Here is a 26,755-nt window from a genome sequence, read left to right as displayed (position 1 = left end):
CCGAATCCGGAGACGAGGCATCCCGTCCACGAAGACGGCGGCCCGGCGGCAGCGTCAGAGCCCGCGGCGCGCGTCGTCGCGCGGGTCGAACGGCAGGTCGAGGACCGAGACGCGGGGATCGGGCACCCGCTTGTCCCACTTCTCCGAGTGTTCGAGCTCGAATCCGCGTGCGAGATAGTTCTTCAGCGCGTGCGGATGGTCGAGGGTCGACGTCACGAGGAACACGCGCGACGTGTCGCCCGGGAGGTCGCGGCCGGGCAGCGTGCGGTCGTAGCGCCACGCGGCCTCGATGCACGCCGACAGGAACGGACCGCCGACGCCGACACCGCGGAACGTCGGGATGAGTCCGAACAACACGATCTCGACGGCCGCGTCGTCGTGGCCGAGCAGCTCGCAGAAGCCTGCGGGTGTGCCGTCGACGGTCGCGATCCACAGTTCGAGCCGCGGGTCGGCCACCCACTCGTGCCATGCGTCGTAGTCCCACGTGCGACGGTCGGTCCAGCACACCGTGACCCCGACCGCGCTGTAGAGGGCATGACTGAGCTCGTACGACGGCACGCGGGCACGCTCGACGCGCAGACCCGGATGCGGCGGCGCGGGATCGTGTCTGGCGCGGGCGCGCATCGTGAGCGTCCATTCGGTGAGGGCGACCTCGCGGTCGCCGTCTCCTACTCCGCCGAGTGGGGGCACCTCACGTTCGACGTGCATGTCTCGTCCCTTTTCCGGTGGTCGGCGACAGATGCCGCTCGAGGACAGGGACCACGGTGCCCAGCACGTGCGCCGAGGTCATCTGCCAATGTGTCGCGTCGACCGGATAGCGATGGATCCGGCCGTCCACGAACGGCTTCCACGACAATGCGGGATCGGGCCGGTCCGGCCCGTGCGCGGTCGCGGTGAAGAACACGAGGTCGCCGCGGAGCACTCCTGGCCGGTGCGCGTCGAGGAGATCGGGCGTCGTACGGAAGGCGCGGGCGATGCGCTCGGTCGTCTCGCGCGACGCGAGGCCGAGCGCGTCGAGTTCGGCGGCGACCTCCTCGAACGACGCACCCCGCACATCGGCGACCGAGCCGAGGACGTCGGTGAGGGTCGTGGGTGCCTTCGCCTCCGCCGCGAGGTCGCGGCGCGCGTAGCTGTCGAGCATGCTCACGTGCGCGACTTCGTCGCCTGCCGCCTCGAGTTGCACCGCGATCTCGTGGGCGAGCACACCGCCGAGCGACCAGCCGAGCAGGTGGTACGGGCCCCGTGGCTGGATCGCGCGGATCTCGGCGACATAGCGCGCCGCGAGTTCGGTGATCGACGACGGCTCCGCACCACCCGACAACGTCGGCAACTGCAGTCCGTACACGGGCCGTTCGGCGTCGAGGTACGGCAGCAGGCCCGCGTAGGACCACGCGACGCCGACGACCGAGTGCACGCAGAACAGCGGGGCACTCCGCCCTTCGGTGCGCAACGGCAGCACGACGTCGAGGCCGTGGGTCTGCGTGGCACCGCCGTCGCCGTCGATCCGCGCGGCGAGTGCCGCGACGGAGGGTGCGGTGAAGATCGCCTGCATCGGAAGATCGACACCGAGTTCCTCGGTGAGCCCGCCGACGAGAGTCGTGGCGCTGAGCGAGTTGCCGCCGAGTTCGAAGAAGCCGTCCTCGACACCGACGAGGTCGACTCCCAGCACACGCGCGAATGCCGCGGCGACCACGCGCTCGGTGTCCGTGCGCGGCGCGACGTACTCCTTGCGCTGCGCGAGATCCGGTTCCGGGAGCGCCCGACGATCGAGCTTGCCCGCCGAGGTGAGCGGAATCGTGTCGAGCACGACGACGGCGTCCGGCACCATGTACGCGGGCAATGCGGCCGCGGCGTGCCGCGTCAACTGGTCCTCGGTGGTTCCGGTGCCGGGAGCGGTGGTTTCGGCGCCCTCGGCGAGGTGCACGTATGCGACGAGCGCGGTGTCGCCGGACGGGGTGCGGCGCCCGTGCGTCGACGCGAAGTCGACAGCCGGGTGCCGGGCGAGCACCGCGTCGATCTCGCCGAGCTCGATACGGAAGCCGCGCACCTTGATCTGGAAGTCGCTGCGGCCCACGTATTCCAGTTCCGGCTCGCCGTCGGATCGGTCGACCCAGCGCACGAGGTCACCCGTGCGGTACATGCGGGCTCCCGGCGTCGTGGGGTCGGCGACGAAACGCTCCGCGGTCAGATCGGGCCTGCCTGCGTAACCGCGGGCGAGCACCGGACCGGCGAGGTACAGCTCCCCCACCACACCGGGCACGACGGGACGCAGCGCGCGATCGAGGACGACGAGTTCGACACCGCGCGTGGCGGATCCGATCGTGACGGGCGCACCGGGCACCATCGGTTCCGACATCGTGTCGCAGATCGTGCCCTCGGACGGGCCGTATCCGTTGATCAGCGTGCGCCCGGCGTGCGTGAACCGTTCCACGAGGTCCGGCGGGCACGCCTCGCCGCCGACGACCACGACGCGCAGGTCACCGAGCGCGTCCGCATCGGTCGACGCCAGGGTCGACGGTGTCAGGAATGCGTGGGTGACGCCGTGCCTGCGGACCAGCTCTTCGAGTTCCCGGCCGCCGTACACGGTCGGCGGGGCGATCACGAGAGTGGCCGAACCCGAGACCGCCATGAACATCTCGAAGAGCGACGCGTCGAAGCTCGGAGACGCGAAGTGCAGCACACGCGCGTCCGCGGTGACGTCGAACGCACGCCGTTCGGTGTCGACGAGGTTCGCGAGCCCGCGGTGCGGCACCATGACGCCCTTGGGCCTGCCGGTCGAGCCGGACGTGTAGATGACGTACGCGAGGTGCTCGGGCGTCACCGGCGGGCCGCCCACGTCGGTCGCCGCGTCGTCGAGGTCCCGGTCGCTCTCGTGCGCCCCCGGCAGGATCCAGTCGACCGAGGAAGGCAGTCGGTCGACGATGTCGGCGGACGTCAGCCCGATCGCCACTCCCGAATCCGCCACCATCGCGTCGATCCGCTCCGCTGGATAGTTCGGGTCGACCGGCATGAACACACCGCCGGCCTTCGCGACGGCCCAGAGGCTCACGACCGACTCGACCGAGCGGGTGAGTGCGACCGCGACGAGGACGTCGGGGCCCACTCCGGCGCCGCGCAGGACGCGGGCGAGGCGGCTCGACGCGTCGTCCAGCTCGCCGTAGCCGACGTGCCGATCCCCTGCGACGACGGCAGTGCGCGTCCGGTCGACGACAGCACCGGTGAGCACCTCGGCGAGCGTGCGTTCGGGGAGTGGCGCGCGTCCACGGACCGGCACGAACCGTGCTCGTTCGTCGCCGGCGAGCAGGTCGAGCGCCGCGATACGGACCGAGGCATCCTCGGCGAAGGCCGTGAGGGCCCGGCCGAGCCGGTCGATCATCGCGTCGGCCGTGCGTGCGGGCACCACGTCGGGCAGTACGTCGAGCCGCATGTGCAGCCGGTCGTTGCGCGACGCGACGAGCGAGACCGGATAGTGGGTCGAGTCGATTCCCTGCACCCGCCGCACCCGCATGCCGGCCAGGTCGGTGTCGTCGCTGAGTCCGTCCTGGTCGATCGGGTACGACTCGAACACCGTGATCGTGTCGAACACACCTGTGGTTCCGGCAATCTCGGCGAGTCCCGCAGCCGACCAGATGTCCGGCAGCCCGAGATAGTGGTGATCGAGCAGCGCGGTCTGGTGTTCCTGCACGCGCGTCAATACATCCGCGAGGGTGTCTTCCGGCCGGAGGTCGACACGGACCGGCAGCGTGTTGATGAACAAGCCGACCATCGTCTCGATGTCCTCGACCTGCGGCGGACGGCCCGACACCGTCGCACCGAATACGACGTCCTCACGGCCGGTGTGTGCGCCGAGCACGAGCGCCCAGGCGACCTGGACGACGGTGTTGAGAGTGACACCGAGCCTGCGGGAGAGCCGGTCCAGTTCCTCGGTGAGCGAGGCGTCGAGCGACAGCTCCCGTCTGCGGGGGTTCTGTGTCGTCGCGGCGGAGGCTGCGTGGCCCGGGGCGACGAGCGTCGGCTCGTCGAGATCCGCCAGTTCGCGCCGCCACGCATCGCGCGAGGCGCCACGGTCCTGGTCCGCGAGCCATTCGAGGAACCGGCGGTAGGGCCGCACCGGCGGCAGGATGCCGGGCGCGCAGTCGGAGGCGTAGCCGACGAGCAGCTCGCGAATCAACAGCGGCGTCGACCAGCCGTCGAGCAGGATGTGATGGTTCGTGAACACGATGAGCGACGCGTCGGGTGCGGTGCGGAGCAACGTCATCCGGATCAGCGGCGGCGTCGCCATGTCGAATCCGGCGGCACGGTCGTCGGCGAGGAGTTCGGCGATCTCGCTGTCCAGATCCCGGGGATCGAGTGCGGTGAGATCGATTTCGGTCCACGGCAGGTCGACGTGCTCGAGCACGACCTGCACGGGCTCGCCGCCGGTACGCGGGAACGCGGTGCGCAGGTTGGCGTGCCGGGCGAGCAGCGCTTCGCCCGCGCGGCGCAGGCGCTCGGCATCGATGTCGCCGGACACGTCGAGCACGATCTGGACGGTGTACGCGTCCACTCCCGTGTCGTGTGCCGCTGCCGTCGCACCCGAGAGCGACGCGTGGAAATGCAGGCCGGCCTGCAACGGTGCGAGCGGCCAGATGTCGGCGAGTCCGAGATACCGGCGTTCGAGGTGCGCGATGCGTTCCTGCGTGAGCGCTGCCGCTCGCCGCCCGGCGAGCAGGTCCAGGTCCGACGGCGTGAGGCCCGCTCCCGGCACGTCGTCGGCGCGCTCGGCGAGCGCCGTCAGCGCCTCCGTCCACAGGTCGGCGAGCCGTCGGACGTCGCCGTGGCCGATGGCGTCCGCCGCATACGTCCACGTCGTGCGCAGTCGCGGGCCGGTGGGTGTGTCGACCATGACCGAGTTGATCTCGACGACCGCACCCAGCGTCATCGCGTCGTCGTGATGTCCACCGAAGTCGCCCGACGCCGAGTCGGGCAGCCACGCGGTCTCGCCGTGTTCGCCTCCGGACACGCGGCCCAGGTAGTTGAAGCTGAGCTGCGGGTCGGGCTCGCCTGCGAGCGCATCACGTCCGGCCTCCGACAGGTGCCGCAGGATGCCGTATCCGATGCCGCGGTCGGGGATCGCCAACAGTTGTTCCTTGACGGTCTTGAGCGCGCCTGCCGCCGCCGGGCCGCCCGCGAACGCGTCGGGAAGGTCGAGCCCGGCCACGTCGAGCCGCGCCGGGAACAGGCTCGTGAACCAGCCGACGGTGCGGGACAGGTCCGCACCGGGGGCCGCTGCCTCCTCGCGGCCGTGGCCCTCGAGGTGGACGTACGCGCCGGACGCCGACTCGCCGCGCTCGTCCCGGTAACGCGCGACCGCGAGTGCGAGCGCGGTGAGCAGCCCGGTGTCGACGCCGGCCCGGACGGACGCGGGAACCGCGGTGAGCAGTGCGTCGCTCACGTCCGTGTCCAGTTCGACGTCGATGCGGCCGGAGCGTGCGAACGTGTCCGCGGTGGGATCGAGGCGGCGGCGCCCGAGGACGGGGTCGTCGCCGCGAGCGATCTCCCGCCACACGTCGAGCTCTCCCCGCCTGCCGTCCGCGCTGTCGGCCAGCGCGTGCGCCCATCGCCGAAAGGACGTGCCGACGGGTGCGAGCGTGACGTCGTTGCCCGAGTGGACCTGCTCCCATGTGGTCGCGAGGTCGGGAACGAGGATGCGCCACGACACGCCGTCGACGGCGAAGTGGTGGATCACGACGAGCAGTCGCCCGTGCCGGTCGTTCGCGGCGGGGTCGAACCACACGAACTGCGCCATCGTTCCCGTCCCGGGGTCGAGACGTGCTGCGGCAGCGGCCAGTTCCAGCCGCACCACGTCCGCGAACTCCGGTGTGCCGGGCACCGCGTCGGTCTCGACGCGATGCAGCAACGACGCCGCGTCGACCGAGCCCGGCCGGGCCACCTCCAGCTGCGGCTCCGGGCCGCGGTGCAGTGTCGCCCGGAGCATGTCGTGGTGATCGATCACCGCGCCGATCACCTGGACGAGCGCGGGACCGGTTGCCTCGGCCGGCGCGACGAGCAGCGCCGACTGCGCGAATCCGTCCGTGTCGCTGCGGTTGTCGAGCAGCCACCGCATGACGGGCGTCGCGGGCAGATCCCCGATGCCGCCACCGTCGAGTTCGTCGAGGCGCGCGGCGGCGCCCGCGATGTCGGTCTGTGCGACGCGTGCCAGGCCCGCGACGGTCTTGCGCTCGAACACGTCGCGCGCGCTGAACACGATGCCCGCGGCCTTCGCACGTGAGACGAGTTGGATGGACACGATGCTGTCGCCGCCGAGCGCGAAGAACGACTCCTCGGCGCCCACCGAGTCGAGCCCGAGCACGTCGGCGAACAGCGCCGCGAGCCGCTCCTCGAGTTCGCCTGCGGGTACGCGGGACGGCTCGTCCCGCTCGTCGCGCGCCGGTTCCGGCAGGGCGTTGCGGTCGAGTTTGCCTGCGGGCGTGAGCGGAAGCGCGTCGATCACGACGAATGCCGACGGGACCATGTAGTCGGGCACCTGCGCCGCCACATGCCGTTCGAGATCGCCGGTGTCGAGCGTGGCGCCGTCCGTCGCGACCAGGTACGCGGCCAGGTAGGCGCCGCGCCCGCCTGCGGAATGCTGCCCCCGCACGAGCACCGTGGCGGACTCGACGCCCGGATGCTGCGTGAGCACCTGCTCGACCTCGCCGGTCTCGATACGCAGACCGCGCACCTTGACCTGGTGGTCGGCCCGGCCGACGAACTCGAGAGTGTGGTTCTCGTTCCACCGCACGAGATCACCCGTGCGGTACATCCGCCGACCCGCGTCGTACGGGTCGGCGACGAACTTGGTCGCGGTGAGACCGAACCGATGATGGTAGCCGCGCGCGACGCCCGGACCCCGCACGTACAGCTCGCCCGCGACGCCCGTGGGAACCGGCTGCAGCCGTCGGTCGAGGACGAGGGTGCCGAAACCTGTGGTGGGCGTACCGATGTTGACGGGCTTGCCGGGAGTCATCGGTGTGCTGCAGGTCGACATGATCGTCGCCTCGGACGGCCCGTACGCGTTGAGCATCACGCGTCTGCTGTCGGGACCGATCCACCGCCCGACGAGATCGGGCGGGCACGCGTCGCCTGCCGTGACGAGCACCCGCAGCGCGTCCAGCCCGCTCGGATCGAGCGACGCGAGGACTGCGGGGGTGATGATCGCGTGGCTCACGCGGTGCGTGCGCATCAGTTCGGCGAGTTCGTCGCCGCCGTACACCTCGGGCGGGGCGACCACGAGGGTGCCCGATGATCCGAATGCCATGAGCCACTCGAAGATCGACGCGTCGAAGCTCGGGGACGCGACGTGCAGCACGCGGGCGTCGGACGTGAGGCGGAAGCGCTCGCGCTGCTCGGCGACGAGGTCGGCCAGCCCCCGATGCGACACGGCGACGCCCTTGGGCCTGCCCGTCGAGCCCGACGTGTAGATCGCGTACGCGAGGTGATCGGTGTGCAGCGGCCGTACCCGGTCGGTGTCGGTGACCGGTGTTCCCGGGAATGCGGGCGGATCTGCGAGATCGAGCGCGAACCAGCGTGGCCCCCGCGGCAGGGCGTCTCGGAACTCCGGCGTCGTGATGCCGACCGCGGCACCCGAGTCGGTGAGCATGTGGGCGATGCGTTCGGCCGGGTAGTGCGGATCGACCGGGAGGAACGCCCCGCCCGCCTTGACGACGGCCCACGCCGCCACCACTGACTCGAGTGAACGTGGAAGCGCGAGTGCGACATACGTGTCCGCTTCCACGCCCGCGTCGAGCAGTGCCCGTGCCCAGCGGTTCGACGTCTCGTCCAGCTCCCGATAGCTGAGCGAGCGCTCCCCCAGAACCACCGCGGTCCGGTCCGGATCGTCCGCCGCGGCCGCCGCGAGGATCTCCGGCGCCAGTCGGGGGCCGACCGAGTCGCCACCGCGGATCGATGTGAGGACACCACGCTCGGCCGGGTCGAGGATGTCGACCTCGGCGACCCGGGTGGCCGGGTTCTCGACGAGTGCGTCCAGAATCCGCTGGAACCGGCCGACGATGCGCTGCGCGCTCGAATACTCGAACAGGTCGGTCGCGAAGGTGAGCGTCGCGTCCATTCCCGCTGGAGTGCCGTCGTCGTACGAGTCCTGGAGGATGAACTGCAGGTCGAATTGGGCGGTGCCGGCGTCGGCTTCGATGCCGTCGACGGTCAGGTCGGGCAGCGCGAAGCGGGCCCGCTCGACGTTCTGCAACGCGAGCAGCACCTGGAACAGCGGCGAGTGCGCCGTCGACCGCGGTGGATCGAGCGCGTCGACCAGCCGTTCGAACGGGACGTCGGTGTGCGCGAACGCATCGAGGTCACCCTCGCGTACGGTACGCAACAGGTCGTCGAATGTGCTGTCCGCCGCCAGCTCGGTGCGCAGCACGACCGTATTGACGAACATGCCGACGACGTCGTCGAGGCCGGCCTGGCCACGACCCGCGACGGGCGTACCGATCGTCACGTCCTCGCTGCCGGACAATCGTGACAGTGTCGCGACGAGCGCGGCGTGCACCACCATGAACGGGGTGATCGACCGCGACCGTGCGAGGGCGTCGATGCTCCCGTGCACCTCCGCGTCGATCGTGAACGGCACCGAGCGTCCCCGCAGCGAACGGGACTGCGGCCGCGGCCGGTCGGTGGGGAGGTCGAGACGGTCCGGCGCGCCCGCGAGGGCATCGCGCCAGAACGCGATCTGCCGGTACGACGCGGACTCGGGATCATCCTCGTCACCCAGCACGGCGCGTTGCCACAGCGCGTAGTCGGCGTACTGCACGGCAAGCGGCGCCCAGTCCGGCGCGCGGCCGTGCGTCCGCGCCGCGTACGCCGCCACGACGTCCCGCGCGAGCGGGGCCATCGACGCACCGTCGGCCGCGATGTGGTGCGCGACGAGCACGAACACGTACTCGCCGGGCCCGGTCTCGAACACCCGGATGCGCACCGGCACGTCGGCGGCGACGTCGAATCCCTGTGCCGCGACCGCCGACACCTGGGCGACGACCTCACCGGCCGGAATCGACATCGGCGTCAGATCGGCACCGACCTGGGCGGCCGACACGACGGCCTGGTACGGCCCGTCGTCGCCTTCGGGGTACATCGTGCGCAGCGTCTCGTGCCGAGAGAGGACGTCGACGACCGCGTCCTGCAGAGCGGGGACGTCGAGCGTGCCGGTGAGCCGGAACGCGAGCGGGATGTTGTATGCGGCCGAGGACGTGTCGTACTGGTTGACGAACCACATCCGCGACTGCGCCGGAGACAGCGGAACGTGTGCCGGGCGCGGGATCGCGCCGAGAACGGGAAGGTTCGCGCGCCGCGTCCTCGACTGCTCGACCCGTGCCGCGAAGTCGGACAGGACCGGTGCGTCGAACAGGTCCCGCACTCCGACCGTGGCACCGCACGCATCGCTCACCCGCGCGACGACCCTCGTCGCGGACAGCGAGTTTCCGCCGAGCCCGAAGAAGTCGTCGTCGCGTCCGACCCGCCGCGCGCCGGTGATCTCCTCGAACACGGCGGCGACGGCGCGCTCGACGTCGGTGCCCGGTGCACGGAAAGGAGCACGCGCGTCGCCGATCTCGGGCGCAGGCAGCGCGGTGCGGTCGAGCTTGCCGGTGCCGCCGAGCGGGAGTCGATCGAGAACGACGATGTGCGCGGGCACCATGTATCCCGGCAGCAGCGCCGCCGCGGCGGCGCGGACGGCGTCCACATCCACTGCGGCCCCCGACGGCACCACGTATCCGACCAGTTGCTGGTCGCCGGGGTGGTCTTCACGCACCAGCGCGACGGCGGCTCCGACGTCGGGGCGGCGCAGCATCGCGGACTCGACCTCGCCCAGTTCGATACGCAGACCACGGAGCTTGACCTGGAAGTCGGTGCGGCCCAGATACTCCACCTCACCGTCCGCGCGCCGACGTACGAGATCGCCTGTGCGGTACATCCGTTCACCACTGCCCGCGGGATCGGCGACGAACCGGTCGGCAGTCAGGTCCGGACGGCCCAGGTACGACTGCGCGAGTTGTGCACCGGACAGGTACAGCTCGCCCGGCACACCCGGGGGCACCGGATGCAGCCGGTCGTCGAGCACGTGCAGCCCGGTGTTCCACACCGGGCGGCCGATCGGCACGCTCGCGGAGTCCGCATCCACGACCTCGTGGTACGACACGTCGACGGCGGCTTCGGTGGGCCCGTACAGATTGTGTACCCGGGTGTCCGGCACGAACTGCCGCATACGCGCGGCTGTTTCGGCAGGCAGCGCTTCACCGCTGCAGAAGACGTGGGTGAGCGACCGGCACTGCCCGGCCGGAGCGGTCGCGAGGAAGGCCGCCAGCATCGACGGCACGAAATGCACCACCGTCACACCGCGCTCCGCGAACAACCCCGCCAGATACACCGGATCCCGATGACCGTCCGGACGCGCCACCACCAACGACGCACCCACCTGCAACGGCCAGAACAACTCCCACACCGACACATCGAACGTCACCGGCGTCTTCTGCGCCACGACGTCCTCACCGGTCAACCCGTACTCCGCCTGCATCCACACCAGACGATTCACGATCGCCCCGTGCGAGACCGCAACCCCCTTCGGCCGACCCGTCGACCCCGACGTGAAAATCACGTACGCCGTGTTCGACGGACGGAGCGGCGCCGCCCGCTCACCGGCCCGCACCGGTGCACCGTCGACATCGGTGAGATCGAGTGCGCGCAGATCGAGGCTGTGGGTGCCCGAAGGCAGCCGAACCGGCGCACCGGAGGTGAGCACGCACACCGGCGTTGCGATGCCGAGGATGTACTCGACCCGCTCGGCCGGATAGTCCGGATCGAGCGGCACGTATGCACCGCCCGCGGCCACGACGGCGTGGATCGCGACGAGCAGGTCGAGCGAGCGCGGCATCGCCACCGCGACCGTGGTCTCGGGCCCGACGCCCTCGTCCAGCAGCCGCCGTGCGAGCCGGTTCACCCGTTCACCGAACTCGCGATATGTCAGCGCTTCTCGCTCGAAGACGACGGCGACCGCGTCGGGCGTCCGCGCGATCTGTGCCGCGGTCAGCTCCGGCAGCGTCGCGGCGGGCACCTCGTGACGGCCGCCGAGGCTCACGTCGAGGACTCGGTCGCCGGCCTCGCCGGCTCCGGTCGTCAGCCAGTCCAGGTCGCCGACCGCCGTGTCGGGTGCGTCCGTGGCCGCGCCCAGCAGCGCGACGAAGCGGCGCGCGAACTGTGCGACCGTGTCGTCGTCGAACAGGTCGGTCGCGTACGTGAACGTGCCGGTCTCGCCTACGAGCGTGAGTTGCAGGTCGAACTGCGCGACGGCGAGATCCGATTCGAGCTCGGCGACGGTGATCCCGGGAAGCGCCACCTCGTGCGACTCGAAGTTCTGGAACGTGAGCATGACCTGGAACAGCGGCGACCGCGCCGTCGAGCGCTCCGGCTCCAGGACGTCCACGAGCCGCTCGAACGGCACGTCGGCGTGCGCGAACGCTTCCGCGTCCAGTCTCCGCACGTCGCCGAGGAGGTCGCGGAAGCTCGCACCCGATTCGACGGGCGTACGGAGCACGAGCGTGTTGACGAACATGCCGACGACGTCGTCGAGCTGGGCGTCGCCGCGGCCCGCGACCGGGGTGCCGATCGAGATGTCGTCGGTCGCGGACAACCGCGCGAGCAGGACTGCGAAAGCCGCGTGCACCACCATGAATTCGGTGGTGCCGCACTCTCGCGCGACGCGTGTGACGGCCTCCCGGACATCGGCGCCGCGTGTGAACGACGTGCGCGCACCGCGCATCGACCGCTGCTTCGGCCGCGGCCGGTCGGCGGGCAGGTCGAGCTGCTGAGGTGCCCCGGCGAGGCGGTCGGTCCAGAACGAGAGTTGCCGAGCGGCCACCGACTCCGGATCGGAGTCCGATCCGAGGAGATCGCGCTGCCACAGCGCGAAGTCCGCGTACTGGACCGGCAGCGGCTCCCAGCCGGGTGCGGCGCCGTGCGTTCGGGCCGCGTACGCCGTCATGAGGTCGCGCGCGAGCGGGGCGATGGATGCGCCGTCGGCGCAGATGTGATGCGCGACGAGCAGCACCACATGACGCTCGGGGTCGTCGGCGTCGTCGAGGAGACGCACGCGAAGCGGACGCTCGACGGAGACGTCGAATCCGCGGGACGCGAGGTCGACGAGCATGCCCGGAATATCGGCGGCCGCGACGCGCGCGGTCTCGAAATCGAGCTCGGTACGGCCGGGATCGGCGATCTCCTGGTACGGCCCGTCGACACTGTTCGGGTAGGTCGTGCGCAACGTCTCGTGCCGCCCGACGACGTCGGCGAGCGCGGCGCGTAGCGCCTCCCGGTCGAGCACGCCGGTCATCTCGAAGGCGGCGGGCAGGTTGTATGCCGCCGACGACGGGTCGTACTGGTTGACGAACCACATGCGGGACTGCGCGGGCGACAACGGAATACGGTCCGGCCGTGGGCCCGCCTCGAGCGGGGGCAGTGTCGACGATTCGGCGTCGGCGACTCGCGCCGCGAGCGCTTCGACGACGGGCGCCTCGAACACGTCGCGCACGGTCACTCGGCCACCGAGCCGCGCTGCGACACGCGCCGCGACCCGTGTCGCGGTGAGCGAGTTGCCACCGAGTGCGAAGAAGTCGTCGTCCGATCCCACTGCAGCGGACTCGGTACCGGCATCGGCGAGGCCGAGGACGTCGGCGAACACGTCGGCCACCACCCGTTCGGTGGGTGTGCGCGGCGCGCGGTACTCGCGCGGGGTGTACTCGGGCGCGGGCAGTGCGCGCCGATCGAGCTTGCCCGACGACCCGAGGGGCAGCGCGCCCAGTTCGACGATTGCGTCGGGAACCATGTACGCGGGCAGGGTGTCCGACAGCGCGCGGGTCAGCGCTGCGCCGTCGTGGGTGTGTGCGTCGCCGGGAACGACGTAGGCGACGAGTTGCTGGTTGCCCGGAACGTCCTCACGGACGATCGCGACCGCCGACTCGACACCGGGCTCGCGCCGGAGTGCGGCTTCGATCTCGCCGAGTTCGATGCGCAGCCCGCGGAGCTTGACCTGGAAGTCGGTGCGACCCAGGTAGTCGAGGCTTCCGTCGGCGCGGCGGCGGACGAGATCACCTGTGCGGTACATCCGTTCGCCGGAACCGCCGGGGTCGGCGACGAAGCGCTCGGCGGTGAGCGCACCGCGCGCGACATAGCCGCGTGCGAGCTGGACGCCGGACAAGTACAGCTCACCCGCGACGCCGCGGGGCACGGGTCGCAGCAGTGCGTCGAGTACATGCAGCCCGGTGTTCCACACCGGACGTCCGATCGGCACCGTCTCGGCATCGGATGCAGCCGTGTCGCTTTCGGTGACCTCGTGGTACGAGACGTCGACGGCGGCTTCGGTGGGCCCGTACAGATTGTGCAGCCGGGCACCCGTCAGCCGCACGAGCTCGCGTGCCGTGCGGGCAGGCAACGCCTCGCCCGACGCGAAGACGGTGCGCAGCGACGAGCACGTCGCCGCCGCGGGTTCGGCGACGAAGGCCGCCAGCATCGACGGCACGAAATGCACCACCGTCACACCGCGCTCCGCGAACAACCCCGCCAGATACACCGGATCCCGATGACCGTCCGGACGCGCCACCACCAACGACGCACCCACCTGCAACGGCCAGAACAACTCCCACACCGACACATCGAACGTCACCGGCGTCTTCTGCACCACGACGTCCTCACCGGTCAACCCGTACTCCGCCTGCATCCACACCAGACGATTCACGATCGCCCCGTGCGAGACCGCAACACCCTTCGGCCGACCCGTCGACCCCGACGTGAAAATCACGTACGCCGTGTTCGACGGGCGCGCTCGTGGTGTCGTGGAACCCGCGCCACGGGCGACGTCGGACGGGGTGAGGTCGAGTGCGGAGATGTCGACCAGGGGCACCGCGCGCCCGCCGGTCTCGAATGCGACGGCAGTGTCCGGGTGACGGGCCGGGCCGGTGAGGACGCACACGGGCTCGGCGGTGTCGAGGACGTAGGCGATGCGTTCGGCCGGGTGGTCGAGGTCGATCGGGAGGTACGCGCCACCCGCTTCGAGGACCGCGTAGATCGCGATCATCATGTCGAGCGAGCGCGGAAGCGCGATGCCGACGATCGACTCGGGCCCCACACCGCGCTCGGCGAGCACCGCCGCGAGAGCCGTTACCCGGTCGGCGAACTCGCGGTACGTGAGCGACTCGCCCTCGAACGCGAGGGCCGTCGCATCCGGCGTGCGCTCGACCTGAGCGTGGAACATGTCCGGCAGCGTCGTGTCGGGGACGTCGGCTGTCGTGGCGTTGGCGCCGGCGACGAGCGCGCGTTCGCTGTCGTCGAGCAGATCGACCCGGCCGAGTTCCCGCTCCGGGTCGGCGAGCAGTGTGCGGAGCACGCGCGACACGACCGCGCCGGCCGAGAGCGCGGTCATCGGGTCGACGGCGGCGGGCAGATAGCGCAGCTGGAGTTCGAGTCGCTCGTCGAGCGTGATGTTGAGCGACATCGGGTAGTGCGTCGCGTCCTCGCCGTGCACGTCCGCGACGTGCATCCCCGCGATGTCGGTCGACGAGTCGACGCCCTCGCGGTCCATGCCCTCGTAGTTCACCGGAAACGACTCGAACACCGTGATGGTGTCGAACACGACGCCGTGCCCCGTGGCCTGCTGGATCTCTCCCAGGCCGACGTAGTGGTGATCGAGCAGTGCGGTCTGCTCGGACTGCACACGCGTCGCCAGCGCCGCGAGGGTTTCGCCGGGCGAGAGCACGACCCTGACCGGCAGGGTGTTGATGAACAGGCCGAGCATCGACTCGATGCCTTCGATCTGCGGCGGCCTTCCGGACACCGTCGCACCGAACACCACGTCGCGACGTCCGGTGACGAGTGACAGCGCGGCCGCCCACGCGACCTGGACGACGGTGTTGACGGTCACGCCCAGTTCCCGGGTGAGCGTCACGAGGCGCGCGGTGGTGTCCTCGTCGAATCGCACGTCCATCCGTTCGGAGGTGACGCCTGCGTACTCACCGGGCGCCGCCACGAGTGTCGGCTCGTCGACGCCGTCCAGCACCCGGCGCCACGCGTCGATCGTCGGCTGCTCGTCCTGCCGGGCGATCCAGCGCAGGTACTCGTCGAAGCCCGGCACGTGCGGGAGCTGCGACGCGTCGCCGTCGGTCGCGTAGAGGACGAGGAGTTCGCGCACGAGCAGGGGCGTCGACCACCCGTCGAGCAGGATGTGATGGTTGGTGACGACGAGCCGGTAGTCGTCTCCGCCCGCATGCACGAGCAGGAAACGCACGAGCGGGGGTGTGCTCATGTCGAAGCCGTCGCGGCGCTCGCGCGCCACCTCGTCGCCGAGTACCTGCAACCAGGTGGCGTCGCTGGTGCGCTCGATCGAGACCGTGCGCCATGGCAATTCGATGTCACCGTGTACGAGCGCGACCGGCTCGCCGTCTTCGGTGACGGTGTATCCGGTGCGCAGGTTCGCGTGCCGGCCGATCAGCACGCCTGCCGCGCGGCGCAGCCGCTCGGCGTCGACGCGGCCGCGCAACTCCAACGTCAACTGCACGGTGTAGACGTCGGCGCCGGGATCGGCGATCTGTGCGTGGAACAGCAGGCCACGCTGCAACGGAGACAGCGACCACACATCCGTCAACGCTGGGTGCGTGCGTGTCCACGCGTCGAGTTCGCGCTGGGTGACCGGCACCAGGTCCACGTCGGACGGTGTGAGACCGCCCGCATCGGGCCCCACCGCATGCGCGGCGAGGGCACGCAGCGCGGTGGCCCAGTGCCCGGCGAGCGCGGACGCCGCATTGCGGTCGACGATGCCGCTCGCGAAGGTGAATCGCGTGCGCAACACCGGCCCGTCCGCCGAGTCGACGGTGACCGCGTTGACGTCGACGACGGCGGCCACCGCCATGTCCGGGTCCTCGCCCGTGGGCAGTACGACCGACTGGTCGGGGGTCCAGTCGGTGCCTGCCTCGAACTCGCCCGCGGACAGTCGGCCGAGATAGTTGAAGCTGATTTCAGGGCGCCGCCCGCGCACGTCGATCCGGTGGACGAGATCGCGCAGAACGCCGAATTCGATGCCGTGGAAGTCGATCTCGGCGAGCGATTCCTTGATCGACCGAACGGCGCGACCGGCATGGGGGCCACCTGCAAGCGCGTCGGCGAGGTCCACGCCCGCGAGGTCGGTGCGCACCGGGTGCACGGTGGTGAACCAGCCGACCGTGCGCGAGAGGTCGGCTCCGGGCACGTAGTCCTCTTCGCGCCCGTGCCCTTCGAGGGTCAGCACCCCGGTCGGGGCGTCGACGGCGCGATCCGCATGCCACGCCGCGAGCGCGAGCGCGAGCGCGGTGAGCAGACCCGTGTCGACGCCCGTGCGGTACACGTCGGGGAGCTCGGCGAGCAGCATCGCGGTGACGTCGGCCGGTACGTCGATCTCGACCGTGCCGGTGGTCGCGACGGTGTCGATCGTGGGGTCGAGCGGGCGCGAGCCGAGCGCGGGGGCGTCGGTGCCGAGCACGTCCGCCCAGTAGTCGACGGCAGCGCTCGGGGCGGCGACACCGGCGTCGGCGAGCGCATGGGTCCAGCGCCGCAGCGACGTGCCGACCGGTTGCAGCGACGGCGCGACGCCCGCGCCGATCGCCGCGGCCGCAGCCGCGAGGTCGGGAACGAGGATGCGCCACGACACGCCGTCGACCGCGAGATGATGCACGGTGAGCAACAGACGCCGCGCACCGGCGTGCGGCGCGTCGATCACGACGGCCTGCACCATTGTTCCGGCGGACGGATCGAGTCGCACTGTCGCGTCGTGTGTTTCACGCTCGGCCGGATAGCCGGGTTCGCCGGGACCGGCGTCGGCCACGACGACGCGCACGAGCTCCTCGGCCCGCACGGTGCCGCGTCGGCGCACGTCCATGCGAACCTCGTCCGTGCCGGTGTCCGCCTCGAGCCGCAGCCGCAGCGCGTCGTGCGTGTCGATCACGAGCTGCAGGGCCGCGGTGAGGTCGGCGACCGCGAGGTCGTCGGGCAGCACGAGCAGCAGCGACTGCGCGAACCGGTCGACTCCGCCGCGGCGCAGCAACTCGTGCACGATCGGGGCCGGAACGACGTCGCCGACCCCGCCACCGGGCAGTTCGTCGAGAGTCGGCGGCGTGTCGGTGCCGTCGCGGGCCTCGAGCAGTCGCGCGAGCGCAGCCACCGTGCGATGCTCGAACACCTCGCGCGGAGTGAGCCGCAGGCCGGCCGACTTCGCCCGGGCGACGAGTTGGATCGATACGATGCTGTCGCCGCCCAGGGCGAAGAACGACTCGTCGGCACCGACCGCATCGAGCCCCAGCACCTGCGCGAAGAGCGCCGCCACGGCACGTTCCGTCTCGGTCGCCGGCGGCCGCGAGCGGACGGCTGCCTGCGCCTCCGGAACAGGCAGCGCCGCGCGGTCGAGCTTGCCGATCGTGGTCAGTGGCAGCCGATCCAGCACCGCGATCGCGGTGGGCACCATGTACTCCGGCAGGCGCTCGGCCGCGACGCTCCGCAGCGCCTCGGTGCTCACGTGCGCGCCCGGCGCGGGCACGACGTACGCCGCGAGGTACTGCGCTCCCGGCCCGTCGTCGCGCGCGACGACGGCGGCCTGCGCGACCTCGGCGCGGCCCGCGAGGACGGCTTCGATCTCGCCGGTCTCGATCCGCAGGCCGCGAATCTTGACCTGGAAGTCACTGCGGCCGATGTACTCGAATTCGCGTGTCCCGTGCGGGGTGCGACGCGGCCGTACGACATCGCCCGTGCGGTACATCCGGGCGCCCGGCGCGCCGAAGGGGTCGGGCACGAACCGCCCCGACGTCAGTGCGGGCCGGGCGACGTAGCCTCGTGCGACCTGCGGGCCGCCGAGGTACAGCTCGCCCGTGACGCCGTCGGGCACCGGGTGCAGGCGCTCGTCGAGCACGTACCCAGGTGTGTTCCAGACGGTTTCGCCGATCGGGACGATCGCCTCCTCGTCCGGCGTGCATTCGTGGAAGGTCGCCGTGATCGCGGTCTCGGTGGGGCCGTACAGATTGTGCAGGCGTGCCGTTGTCACGTTGCGGAATCGTTCGGCGGTCTCGGCGGACAGCGCTTCCCCACCCGCGAACACGTGCCGCAGCGTCGGCGGCAAGTCGAGATCGGGGTCGACCGTCATCGCGCCTAGCATCGACGGCACGAAGCCGGTGAGCGTGACGTTCTCGGCGTGCATGACCTCTGCGAGGTACGCGGGATCGCGGTGCCCGCCCGGCTTCGCGAGCACAAGGGTCGCACCGACTCCGAGTGGTACGAAGATCTCCCACACCGACACGTCGAAGGTGAACGGGGCCTTCTGCAGCACGGCGTCGTGTTCGCCCATGTCGTAGTGCTCGCCCATCCACTGCATCTGGCCGACGACAGCGGCGTGGGTGACCGCGACACCCTTGGGCCGTCCGGTCGAGCCCGACGTGAAGATCAGGTAGGCAGTGTTCGACGGGCGGACCGGCGCGGTGCGATCGCCATCGGTGAGCGGGTGCCCCGGCCACCCGCGCAGATCCAGTTCGTCGACCGCGACGACCGCAGCATCGGGCGCCGCACCACCGGACCCGACGGCCTCGAAGTGCACGTCCGAGAGATGCTCGGTCGAAGTGAGCACGAGCGTGGGAGATGCCGTGTCCAGCACGTACTCACGGCGTTCGGCCGGATCGGACGGATCGAGCGGAAGGTAGGCTCCGCCCGCCTGCAGCACGGCGAGCGCGGAGAACACCATGTCGGGGGTGCGGTCGAGTGCGACCGCGACGACCGTTTCCGGGCCGACGCCGCGCGACACGAGGTAGCGCGCGAGCCGGTTGACGCGGTCGCCGAGTTCGGCGTAGGTCCACGACAAGTCCTCGAACGCGAGCGCACGCGCGTGCGGCGTACGCGTGACCTGCCGGGTCGCGAAGTCGCCGAGAGTCGTGGCCGGAATGTCGACGTACGTGGTGCCACCGTCGAGGACCTGCCGCTCGTGCGGTTCGAGCACGTCGACGTCGCCGACGGCGGCGTCGGGGTCCGCGACGACGGCATCGATCAGCCGGGTGAATCGGCGGACGATCGCGTGCGCCGTCGACTCGTCGAACAGGTCGGCTGCGTACTCGAGGACACCGGTCAGCTCACCCGGCGAGCCGTCGACGTCGTGATGCTCGGTGAGCGTGAGCGTGAGGTCGAATTGCGCGGTGCCCGTGTCGATGTCGATCTGCTCGACACTCAGGCCGGGCAGCTCGAGGGTGACCGGATCCAGATTCTGGAACGACAGCATCACCTGGAACAGCGGGGTGCTGTCGACTTCTCGGGGCGCCCCGACTCTGTCGACGACCCGCTCGAACGGGACGTCGGCGTGCGCGAACGCCCCGAGATCGCGTTCGCGGGCGTGTGTCACCAGGTCTCGGAAACTCGCACCCGGCTCGATCGCGGTGCGCAGCACGAGCGTGTTGACGAACATGCCGACGACGTCGTCGAGCGCCGCGTCGCCGCGCCCCGCGGTGGGCGTGCCGATCGTGATGTCGGCGCTGCCGGACAGTCGCGCGAGCAGAGCCGCGAAGGCCGCGTGCACGACCATGAACAGCGTCGCGTCCTCGCGCCGGGCGAGCGCGGCGAGCGCGCGATGGGTTTCCGCGGGCAGCGTGAGCGGGGCGGTGCCACCGCGCGTCGAGCGCGCGGTGCGGGGCCGGTCGAACGGCAGGTCGATGCGGTCGGGAACACCTGCGAGAGTGTCGCTCCAGTACCGCAACTGTGCGGCGATCTCGCTGTCGTCGTCGTCCTCGCTGCCGAGCGTGTCGCGTTGCCACAGCGCGTAGTCGGCGTACTGCACCGGCAGTTCCTGCCACAGCGGCGTCGTCCCGGTCGACCGCGCGGCGTAGGCGGTCATGACGTCGCGCGCGAGGGGCGCCATCGACATGCCGTCGCCCGCGATGTGGTGCAGCGCGACGGCGAGGACGTGTTCGTCGGGTGCCACCCGGTACAGCGCGGTGCGCAGCGGGACGTCGGCGGAGACGTCGAAACCCGCTGTCGCGAGGGCGGTGATTCGCGTGGTCGCCTCCTCGGCGCCTGCCACCGGCACGACGGGCAGCGCCACGTGTTCCTGCACTGCCGGGTGGACGACCTGAGCGGGTTCGGCGCCCGGTGCGGTGGGGACCGGATAGACGGTGCGCAGAGTCTCGTGCCGAGCCACGACGTCCGCGAGTGCGTGCCGCAGCGCGTCGACGTCGAGTGCGCCGGTGAGCCGGACGCCGAAGGCGATGTTGTAGGCGGCCGAGGTCGTGTCGTACTGGTTGACGAACCACATGCGCTGTTGCGCGAGCGACAGCGGGATCTCGTCGGGGCGTGCCCGCGGCGTGAGCGTGCTCCGGCCGCCCAGCGTTGCAGTCTCCGCGAGGTGGTCCGCGAGCTCTCCGACGGTGGGCGCGTCGAACAGCGCGCGTACCCCGAGGTCGACGTCCAGAGCCGCGCCGATCCGCGCGACGACTTTGGTCGCGACGAGGGAGTTGCCGCCGAGGTCGAAGAAGTGGTCGTGCAGACCGACCGGCGAGCGGCCCAGCACCTCCTCGAAGACCTTCGCGATCGCGCGCTCGAGCGCCGTGCCCGGTGGCACGAAGCTGCGGGCGGCGGCGAAGACCGGCTCGGGCAGCGCGCGGTGGTCGAGCTTGCCGTTGCGAGTGAGCGGCAGCGCCTGCAGCACGACGAATGCGGACGGCACCATGTGCCGTGGAAGGAACTCGCCGACGAAGGCGGCAAGCTCCGTACCGTCGAGATCGGCTGCTGCCGTGGGGACGACGTACGCCGCGACACGATCGTCGCCCGCGTCGTCGGTGCGGATCAGGGCGACCGCCGACGCGACGGACTCGCTTCGGGTCAGGGCGGCCTCGATCTCACCGAGCTCGACGCGCTGGCCGTGCAGCTTGACCTGCGTGTCGGCGCGTCCGAGGTACTCCACGTCGAGATCGCCGGTCCATCGCGCGAGGTCGCCTGTGCGATAGAGCCGTTCGCCGGGGGTGCCGTACGGATTCGCGACGAACCGTTCGGACGTGAGGCCTGGCTTGCGATGGTAGCCCCGGGCGAGCCCGGGCCCCGCGAGGTACAACTCGCCCGCCACGCCGCGCGGGACCGGGTGCATTCGCGCGTCGAGGATCGTTGCCGTCATGCCCCGGATCGGCCCGCCGATCGTGACGGGTGCGCCCGGCCGCAGCGGCTCCGAGATGTTCGTCATGATCGTCGTCTCGGTGGGCCCGTACCCGTTGTACAGCGCACGGCCGGGCGCCCACTGCGCGACGAGCGCGGGCGGGCTCGACTCACCGCCGGCCACGACGACCGCGAGGTCGTCGAGTCCCGCCGGGTCGATCGTCGCCAGTACCGACGGCGTGAGGAATGCATGGGTGACTCGTTGGCGTGCGAGCAGCGCACGCAACGGCTCGTCGGCGTACACCGACGGCGGCGCGATCACCAGCTCGGATCCCGCGGAGACCGCGAACAACACGTCGAGCACCGAGGCGTCGAAGCTGGGCGAGGCGACGTGCAGTGGTCGCGACGACGCCGAGAGCGCATACCGGTCGCGCTGCTCGTCGGCGAATCCCGACAGCCCGCGGTGGGTCACCACGACACCCTTCGGCACGCCCGTCGAGCCCGACGTGTAGGTGAGATAGGCCGGGTGGTCGGGCAGGGGCACGGTCGGCGCGGGGAGGTCGCCGCAGGCGGCCGCGTCGTCGAACTCGTCGGCGCGTGTGTCGATCTCGATCCAGTCGAGTGCATCCGGCAGTCCGGGCCGGAGCGTCGACCACGTCACGCCCGTGACGGCCCCGGAGTCGCGCACCATGTGCTCGATGCGCTCGGATGGATAGTCGGGGTCGACGGGGAGGAACGCCGCCCCCGTGTAGGCGGCCGCCCACACGCTCGTCACCGAGTCGATCGACCGGGGCAAGCCGACGACGACGACCGTGTCCGGGCGTGCACCTGCGGACCGCAACACCTGCGCGAGTCGCCGCGCGCGGGTGTCGAGGGTGCGGTAGTCGAGACGCTCGTCCTCGTACCGTACGGCGGGTGCGGACGGGTCGAGATCGACTGCATGCGTGAGAAGTTCGGGAAGTGTGCGCACCGGCGCAGCGGGCGGGCCCGCGACCGGCGCGAGCTGCGCACGCTCGCGCTCGGTGAGCAGGTCGACATCGCCGATCGCGAGGGCGGCGCCCTCGGCGGTGACGGCGTCCAGTATCGCGAGGTAGCGGTCCGCGAAGCCGACGACGGTGTCGCGGTCGAACAGGTCTTCCGCGAATGTGAAGTACGCGTCTCGCGGTCGCGATCCCGGTCGCCCACCGGGCTCCTGCCCGCCGGCCGGATTCGGGACGGTCAGCTGCAGATCGAATTTGACGAGGCCCGGGTCGATCTCGTACGTCGCGACGTCGAGGCCCGCGAGCGAGAACTCACTGTCGGCGAGGTTCTCCATCGAGAACATCACCTGGAACAGTGGGTGCCTGCCGGGGAGTCGTTCCGGTTGCAGTTCGTCGACGAGACGCTCGAACGGGATGTCGGCGTGGTCGAGTGCTGCCAGGTCACGGTCGCGGGTGTGCGCGAGCACGTCGTGGAAGGTCGCGGACGCGTCGATCCGGGTGCGCAGCACGATCGTGTTGACGAACATTCCCACCAGGTCGTCGAGCGCCGCGTCGCCGCGGCCCGCGACGGGAGTGCCGACGACGATGTCGTCGCCTGCCCCGTGGCGTGCGAGGAGCACCGCGAGGGCGGCGTGCAGCACCATGAATTCGCTCACCTGGCGGTCGGCGGCGAGGGTCCGGATCCGCTCGTATGTCGACTCCGGGATGGTGAAGCCGACGCGGCCGGCGCGGAAGCTCTGGTCGGCCGGCCGGGGGCGGTCGAGCGGCAGGGGCAGCTCGGGGGCGAGATCTGCCAATTCGTCGCGCCAGAACGCGAGTTGCCGTGCAGCGGCCGAGTTCTCGTCGGCGTCGTCGCCGAGCGCGTCGCGCTGCCACAGCGCGTAGTCGGCGTACTGGACCGGGAGCGGTGCCCAGTCCGGCACCGTCCCGGCGGAGCGTGCGGCGTAGGCGGCCATGACGTCGCGTGCGAGCGGGCCCATCGACCATCCGTCGGCGGCGATGTGGTGCACCACGATCGCGAGCACGTATCGGTCCGGAGCGGTACGCAGCAGCCGCGCCCGCAGCGGGACGTCGCGCGTGAGATCGAAACCCCGCGACGCGAACGCGCGCAGCTGTGCGGCGCATTCGTCGTCCGCGAGGTCGACGGGCTCGAGCACGGGTGCCGCGGCGTCGACGGCGACGATGTGCTGGCGCGGCCCGTCGACCGAGTCGGGGAACACCGTACGCAGCGCCTCGTGGCGTTCGACGACATCGTGCAGGGCGTCGTCCAGGGCGGAAGGATCGACGTCGCCGCGCATGTCGACCGCGAACGGCAGGTTGTACGCGGCCGAGTCGGCGTCGAAGCGATTGAGGAACCACAGCCGCTGTTGCGCGAGGGAGAGCGGGACGACCTCGGGCCTCGCGCGGGCCACGAGCGGCGCCCGGTCGGCACCCAGCCCTGCGGTGTCGATACGGGCCGCGAACTCGCCGACGGTGGGCGCCTCGAACAGTTCACGCACACCGAGCGACAGACCGAGCCGACTGCTCAGGCGAGACACCACTCGCGTCGCGACGAGCGAGTTCCCGCCGAGGTCGAAGAAGCCGTCGTCGAGGCCCGCGCGTTCGAGGCCGAGCACGTCCGCGAACGTCTCGGCGACGATCTCCTCGGTGTGTGTGACCGGCGCGCGGTACTCGTGCCGCTCGGACAGGAACACCGGTGGCGGCAGGGCCGCGCGGTCGAGCTTGCCCGTACTGGTGAGGGGAACCGTCGCCAGCACCGTGATCGCGGAGGGCACCATGTACCTCGGCAGGAAACGCGCGGCGTAGTCGGCGATCTCGGCGGGCTCGACCACGGAACCCGCGTGCGGGTACACGTACGCGACGAGGCTTTCGATGCCCGTCACGGGATCGGTGTAGCCGAGTGTCGCGACGTAGTCGAGGTCGTCGTGTGCGCCGATCACCGCGTCGATCTCGCCCAGTTCGATGCGGAAACCACGCACCTTGACCTGGAAGTCGGTGCGGCCCAGGTAGTCGAGCTCCCCGTCGATGTTCCAGCGGACCACATCGCCCGTGCGGTACATGCGGCTGCCCGGCGGGCCGTACGGGTCGGGGACGAACCGCTCGGAGGTGAGCGCGCGGCGAGCGTGGTAGCCGAGCGCGACACCCGCACCGCCGATGTACAACTCGCCGTCGGCGCCGGGTGGCACCGGCCGCAGGTGCTCGTCGAGCACGACGACGTGCGTGCCACGGACCGGCCTGCCGATCGGAACACCGTGCCCGGCCGCGAGTTCCGCCTCGGTCGCGATCACGGTCGCCTCGGTGGGCCCGTACGAGTTCACCATCCGCCGGCCCGGCGCCCATCGCGCGACCAGCTCGGGCGAACTCGCCTCGCCACCCACCGCGATCGTCTCGAGGTCGGGCAGGTCGCGCTCGTCGAGCGACGACAGCGCGGCGGGCGTCACGAATGCGTACGCGATGCGTTCGCGGCGCAGCAGATCGGTGAGCTCGTCGCCGCCGTACACGCTGGTGGGGACGACGACCATCGTGGCGCTCGCACCGAGCATCAACGTGTAGTCGCCGATCGACGCGTCGAAGCTCGGCGACGAGAAGTGCAGGGTCCGCCAGCCTTGTCGCGCCCCGACCTGTTCGCAGTGCTGGGTCACGAAATCACGCAGCCCACGGTGCGGTACGACGACACCCTTCGGCAGACCCGTGGTGCCCGACGTGTAGATGACGTACGCGGGATGATCGACCGTGAGGCGACCACGACGCTCGTTCTCTGTCAGTGGGCCGTCGTCGTCGATCCAGGCGTCGTCGACCCAGGTGCCGCCGTCGAGCGACAGCCACCGCAGGCGCGAACGGAGGTCGTCGAGCAGCCGCTGTTGCGGGCCCGCGTACAGCCCCACCGCGGGCGCGGAGTCGGCGAGCATGTGCTCGATACGCTCGGCGGGCAATCGCGGGTCGATCGGGAGGAATGCCGCGCCGCTCTTGGCGACCGCCCACACCCCGAGCACCGATTCGATCGACCGTCCGGCAAGGAGCGGGACGATGTCGCCGACGCCGACGCCCTCCGCGACGAGCGTGCGGGCGAGCCGGTTCGAGCGGGCATCGAGTTCGCGGTAGGTGAGCGTGCGCTCGCCCTCGACGAGCGCGACCCGGTCGGGTGCGCGCCGCGCGGCGTCCGCCATGAGCGTGGGAAGGAGCGACGGCTGCTGCTGCGCCGCCCCACGCGCAGGGGCGTACCGGGCGAGTTCGTCGTCACTCAGGAGCGGGAGGCCGAGGACGGGTTCGTCGGCGCCCGAGCGCAGGAACCGCTCGACGAAGCGCACGAACCGCGCGTGGTGCGCGTCCAGGACTTCCTGCGGATACAGATGTGGGTTGCCCTCGAAGTCGATGTCGATCGAGTTGCCCACGCGGCCCGGGTACACGTTGACGGACAGGTCCTCGACCGGACCGGTCGACAGCACGACCAGGCGACCGGACGCGTCGCCGAACGAGATACGCCCGTGGAACATCATGATGTTCGTGGACGGGCCGAAGAAGCCCCGCTGCTCCGACGACGAGCCGATGTCGCGCCGCATGTCCTCGTGGCGGTAGCGCTGACGGCGCAATGCGCCGGTCAGCTCGAGTTGCACCGCGCGGGTGAGCTCGCCGATCGTCGTGCCGGGCTCCAGGCGCACGCGCAGCGGGACGACATTCGACACCATGCCACCCGAGCGGCGCAGCGGCGCCGTCGTGCGCGCGGAGACGGGCAGACCGAGCACCACATCGTCCGTCGCGGTCATGAGCGCCATGAACGTGGCGAACGCAGCGAGCACGTTCGGCGCCGTGGTCGCCGACATGCCGTCACCGCCCGACTGCGCGAGCAGATCGGTCGCGGTTTCCGACAGCGCACCGGAGGACACGGTGGCGTGGGCCTCGACCTGTGCCTCCCTGCCCGCGAGCCGCGGCGCCTGCGGAAGGTCCGCGACACGCTCGCGCCAGTACTCGGCGTCCGTCTCGAAGCGGGTGCTCGCGCGGTATGCGATATCGTCCTCGTAGATCTCGACGAGATCGCGGAGCTTCGCAGCTGCAGGTTCGGTACCGGAGGTGGCGGCGTCGTAGCGCTCGGCAGTGCGTGTCGTGAGACCCATCGCACCGAATCCGTCGAGCGCGATGTGGTGGATCCTGGTGTACCAGAACCAGCGCCGCTCACCCACCCGGAGGATCGCGGACAGCACGAGCGAATCCCGCAGCAGATCGACGGGTCTCGCGTACTCCGCGCGCATCCAGGCCAACGCGGCTGCGGGTGGGTCGTCGTGTTCGCGGAAGTCGAGCACCGGCATCGAGATGTCCTGCGTCTCGTCGATCGCCTGGTGCGGCTCGCCGTCTACCATCACGATGCGCAGGTACGGGGAGCCGAACTCCCGGGAGGCGGCGACGCCGGCGTCGGACAGCCGGGCAGGGTCGAGATTGCCACTGCCGTTCGGAGATTCGATGTCGACGTACTGCGCGATCGTCAGCGGCGTGTCGCCCGCGAGTTGCTGCGCGAACCACATGCCGCGCTGGGCGGTCGACAGCGGGAACACGCGCGTGTCCGGGTCGGCGAGCAGGTCCGACGACGTGCGGGGCGTGCGCAT

General features: G+C 71.0%; 2 protein-coding genes. Both read right to left on the bottom strand.

The features are described from left to right. Window positions 1-54: 54 nt before the first annotated feature. Entirely contained in the window at window positions 55-708 is a 654-nt protein-coding gene (locus HCA44_RS05200; RefSeq protein WP_169647470.1) for a GNAT family N-acetyltransferase, read from the bottom strand. Then, window positions 692-26,755 (bottom strand): non-ribosomal peptide synthetase, encoded by a 26,064-nt coding sequence (locus HCA44_RS05195; protein ID WP_206037750.1) that lies wholly within the window; start codon window positions 26,753-26,755, stop codon window positions 692-694. The genes HCA44_RS05200 and HCA44_RS05195 overlap by 17 nt, the downstream gene beginning before the upstream one ends.

This window comes from Rhodococcus sp. HNM0569, from assembly GCF_012726205.1.
Taxonomy (GTDB): domain Bacteria; phylum Actinomycetota; class Actinomycetes; order Mycobacteriales; family Mycobacteriaceae; genus Rhodococcus_F.
The sequence above is the reverse complement of the archived record's forward strand: the minus strand, read 5'-3'. Positions and strand labels throughout refer to the sequence as shown.

Excerpts from the sequence above, each read along its gene's own strand:
- HCA44_RS05200 (WP_169647470.1), bottom strand. The coding sequence starts at position 708 with ATGCACGTCGAACGTGAGGTGCCCCCACTCGGCGGAGTAGGAGACGGC.
- HCA44_RS05195 (WP_206037750.1), bottom strand. The coding sequence starts at position 26,755 with ATGCGCACGCCCCGCACGTCGTCGGACCTGCTCGCCGACCCGGACACG.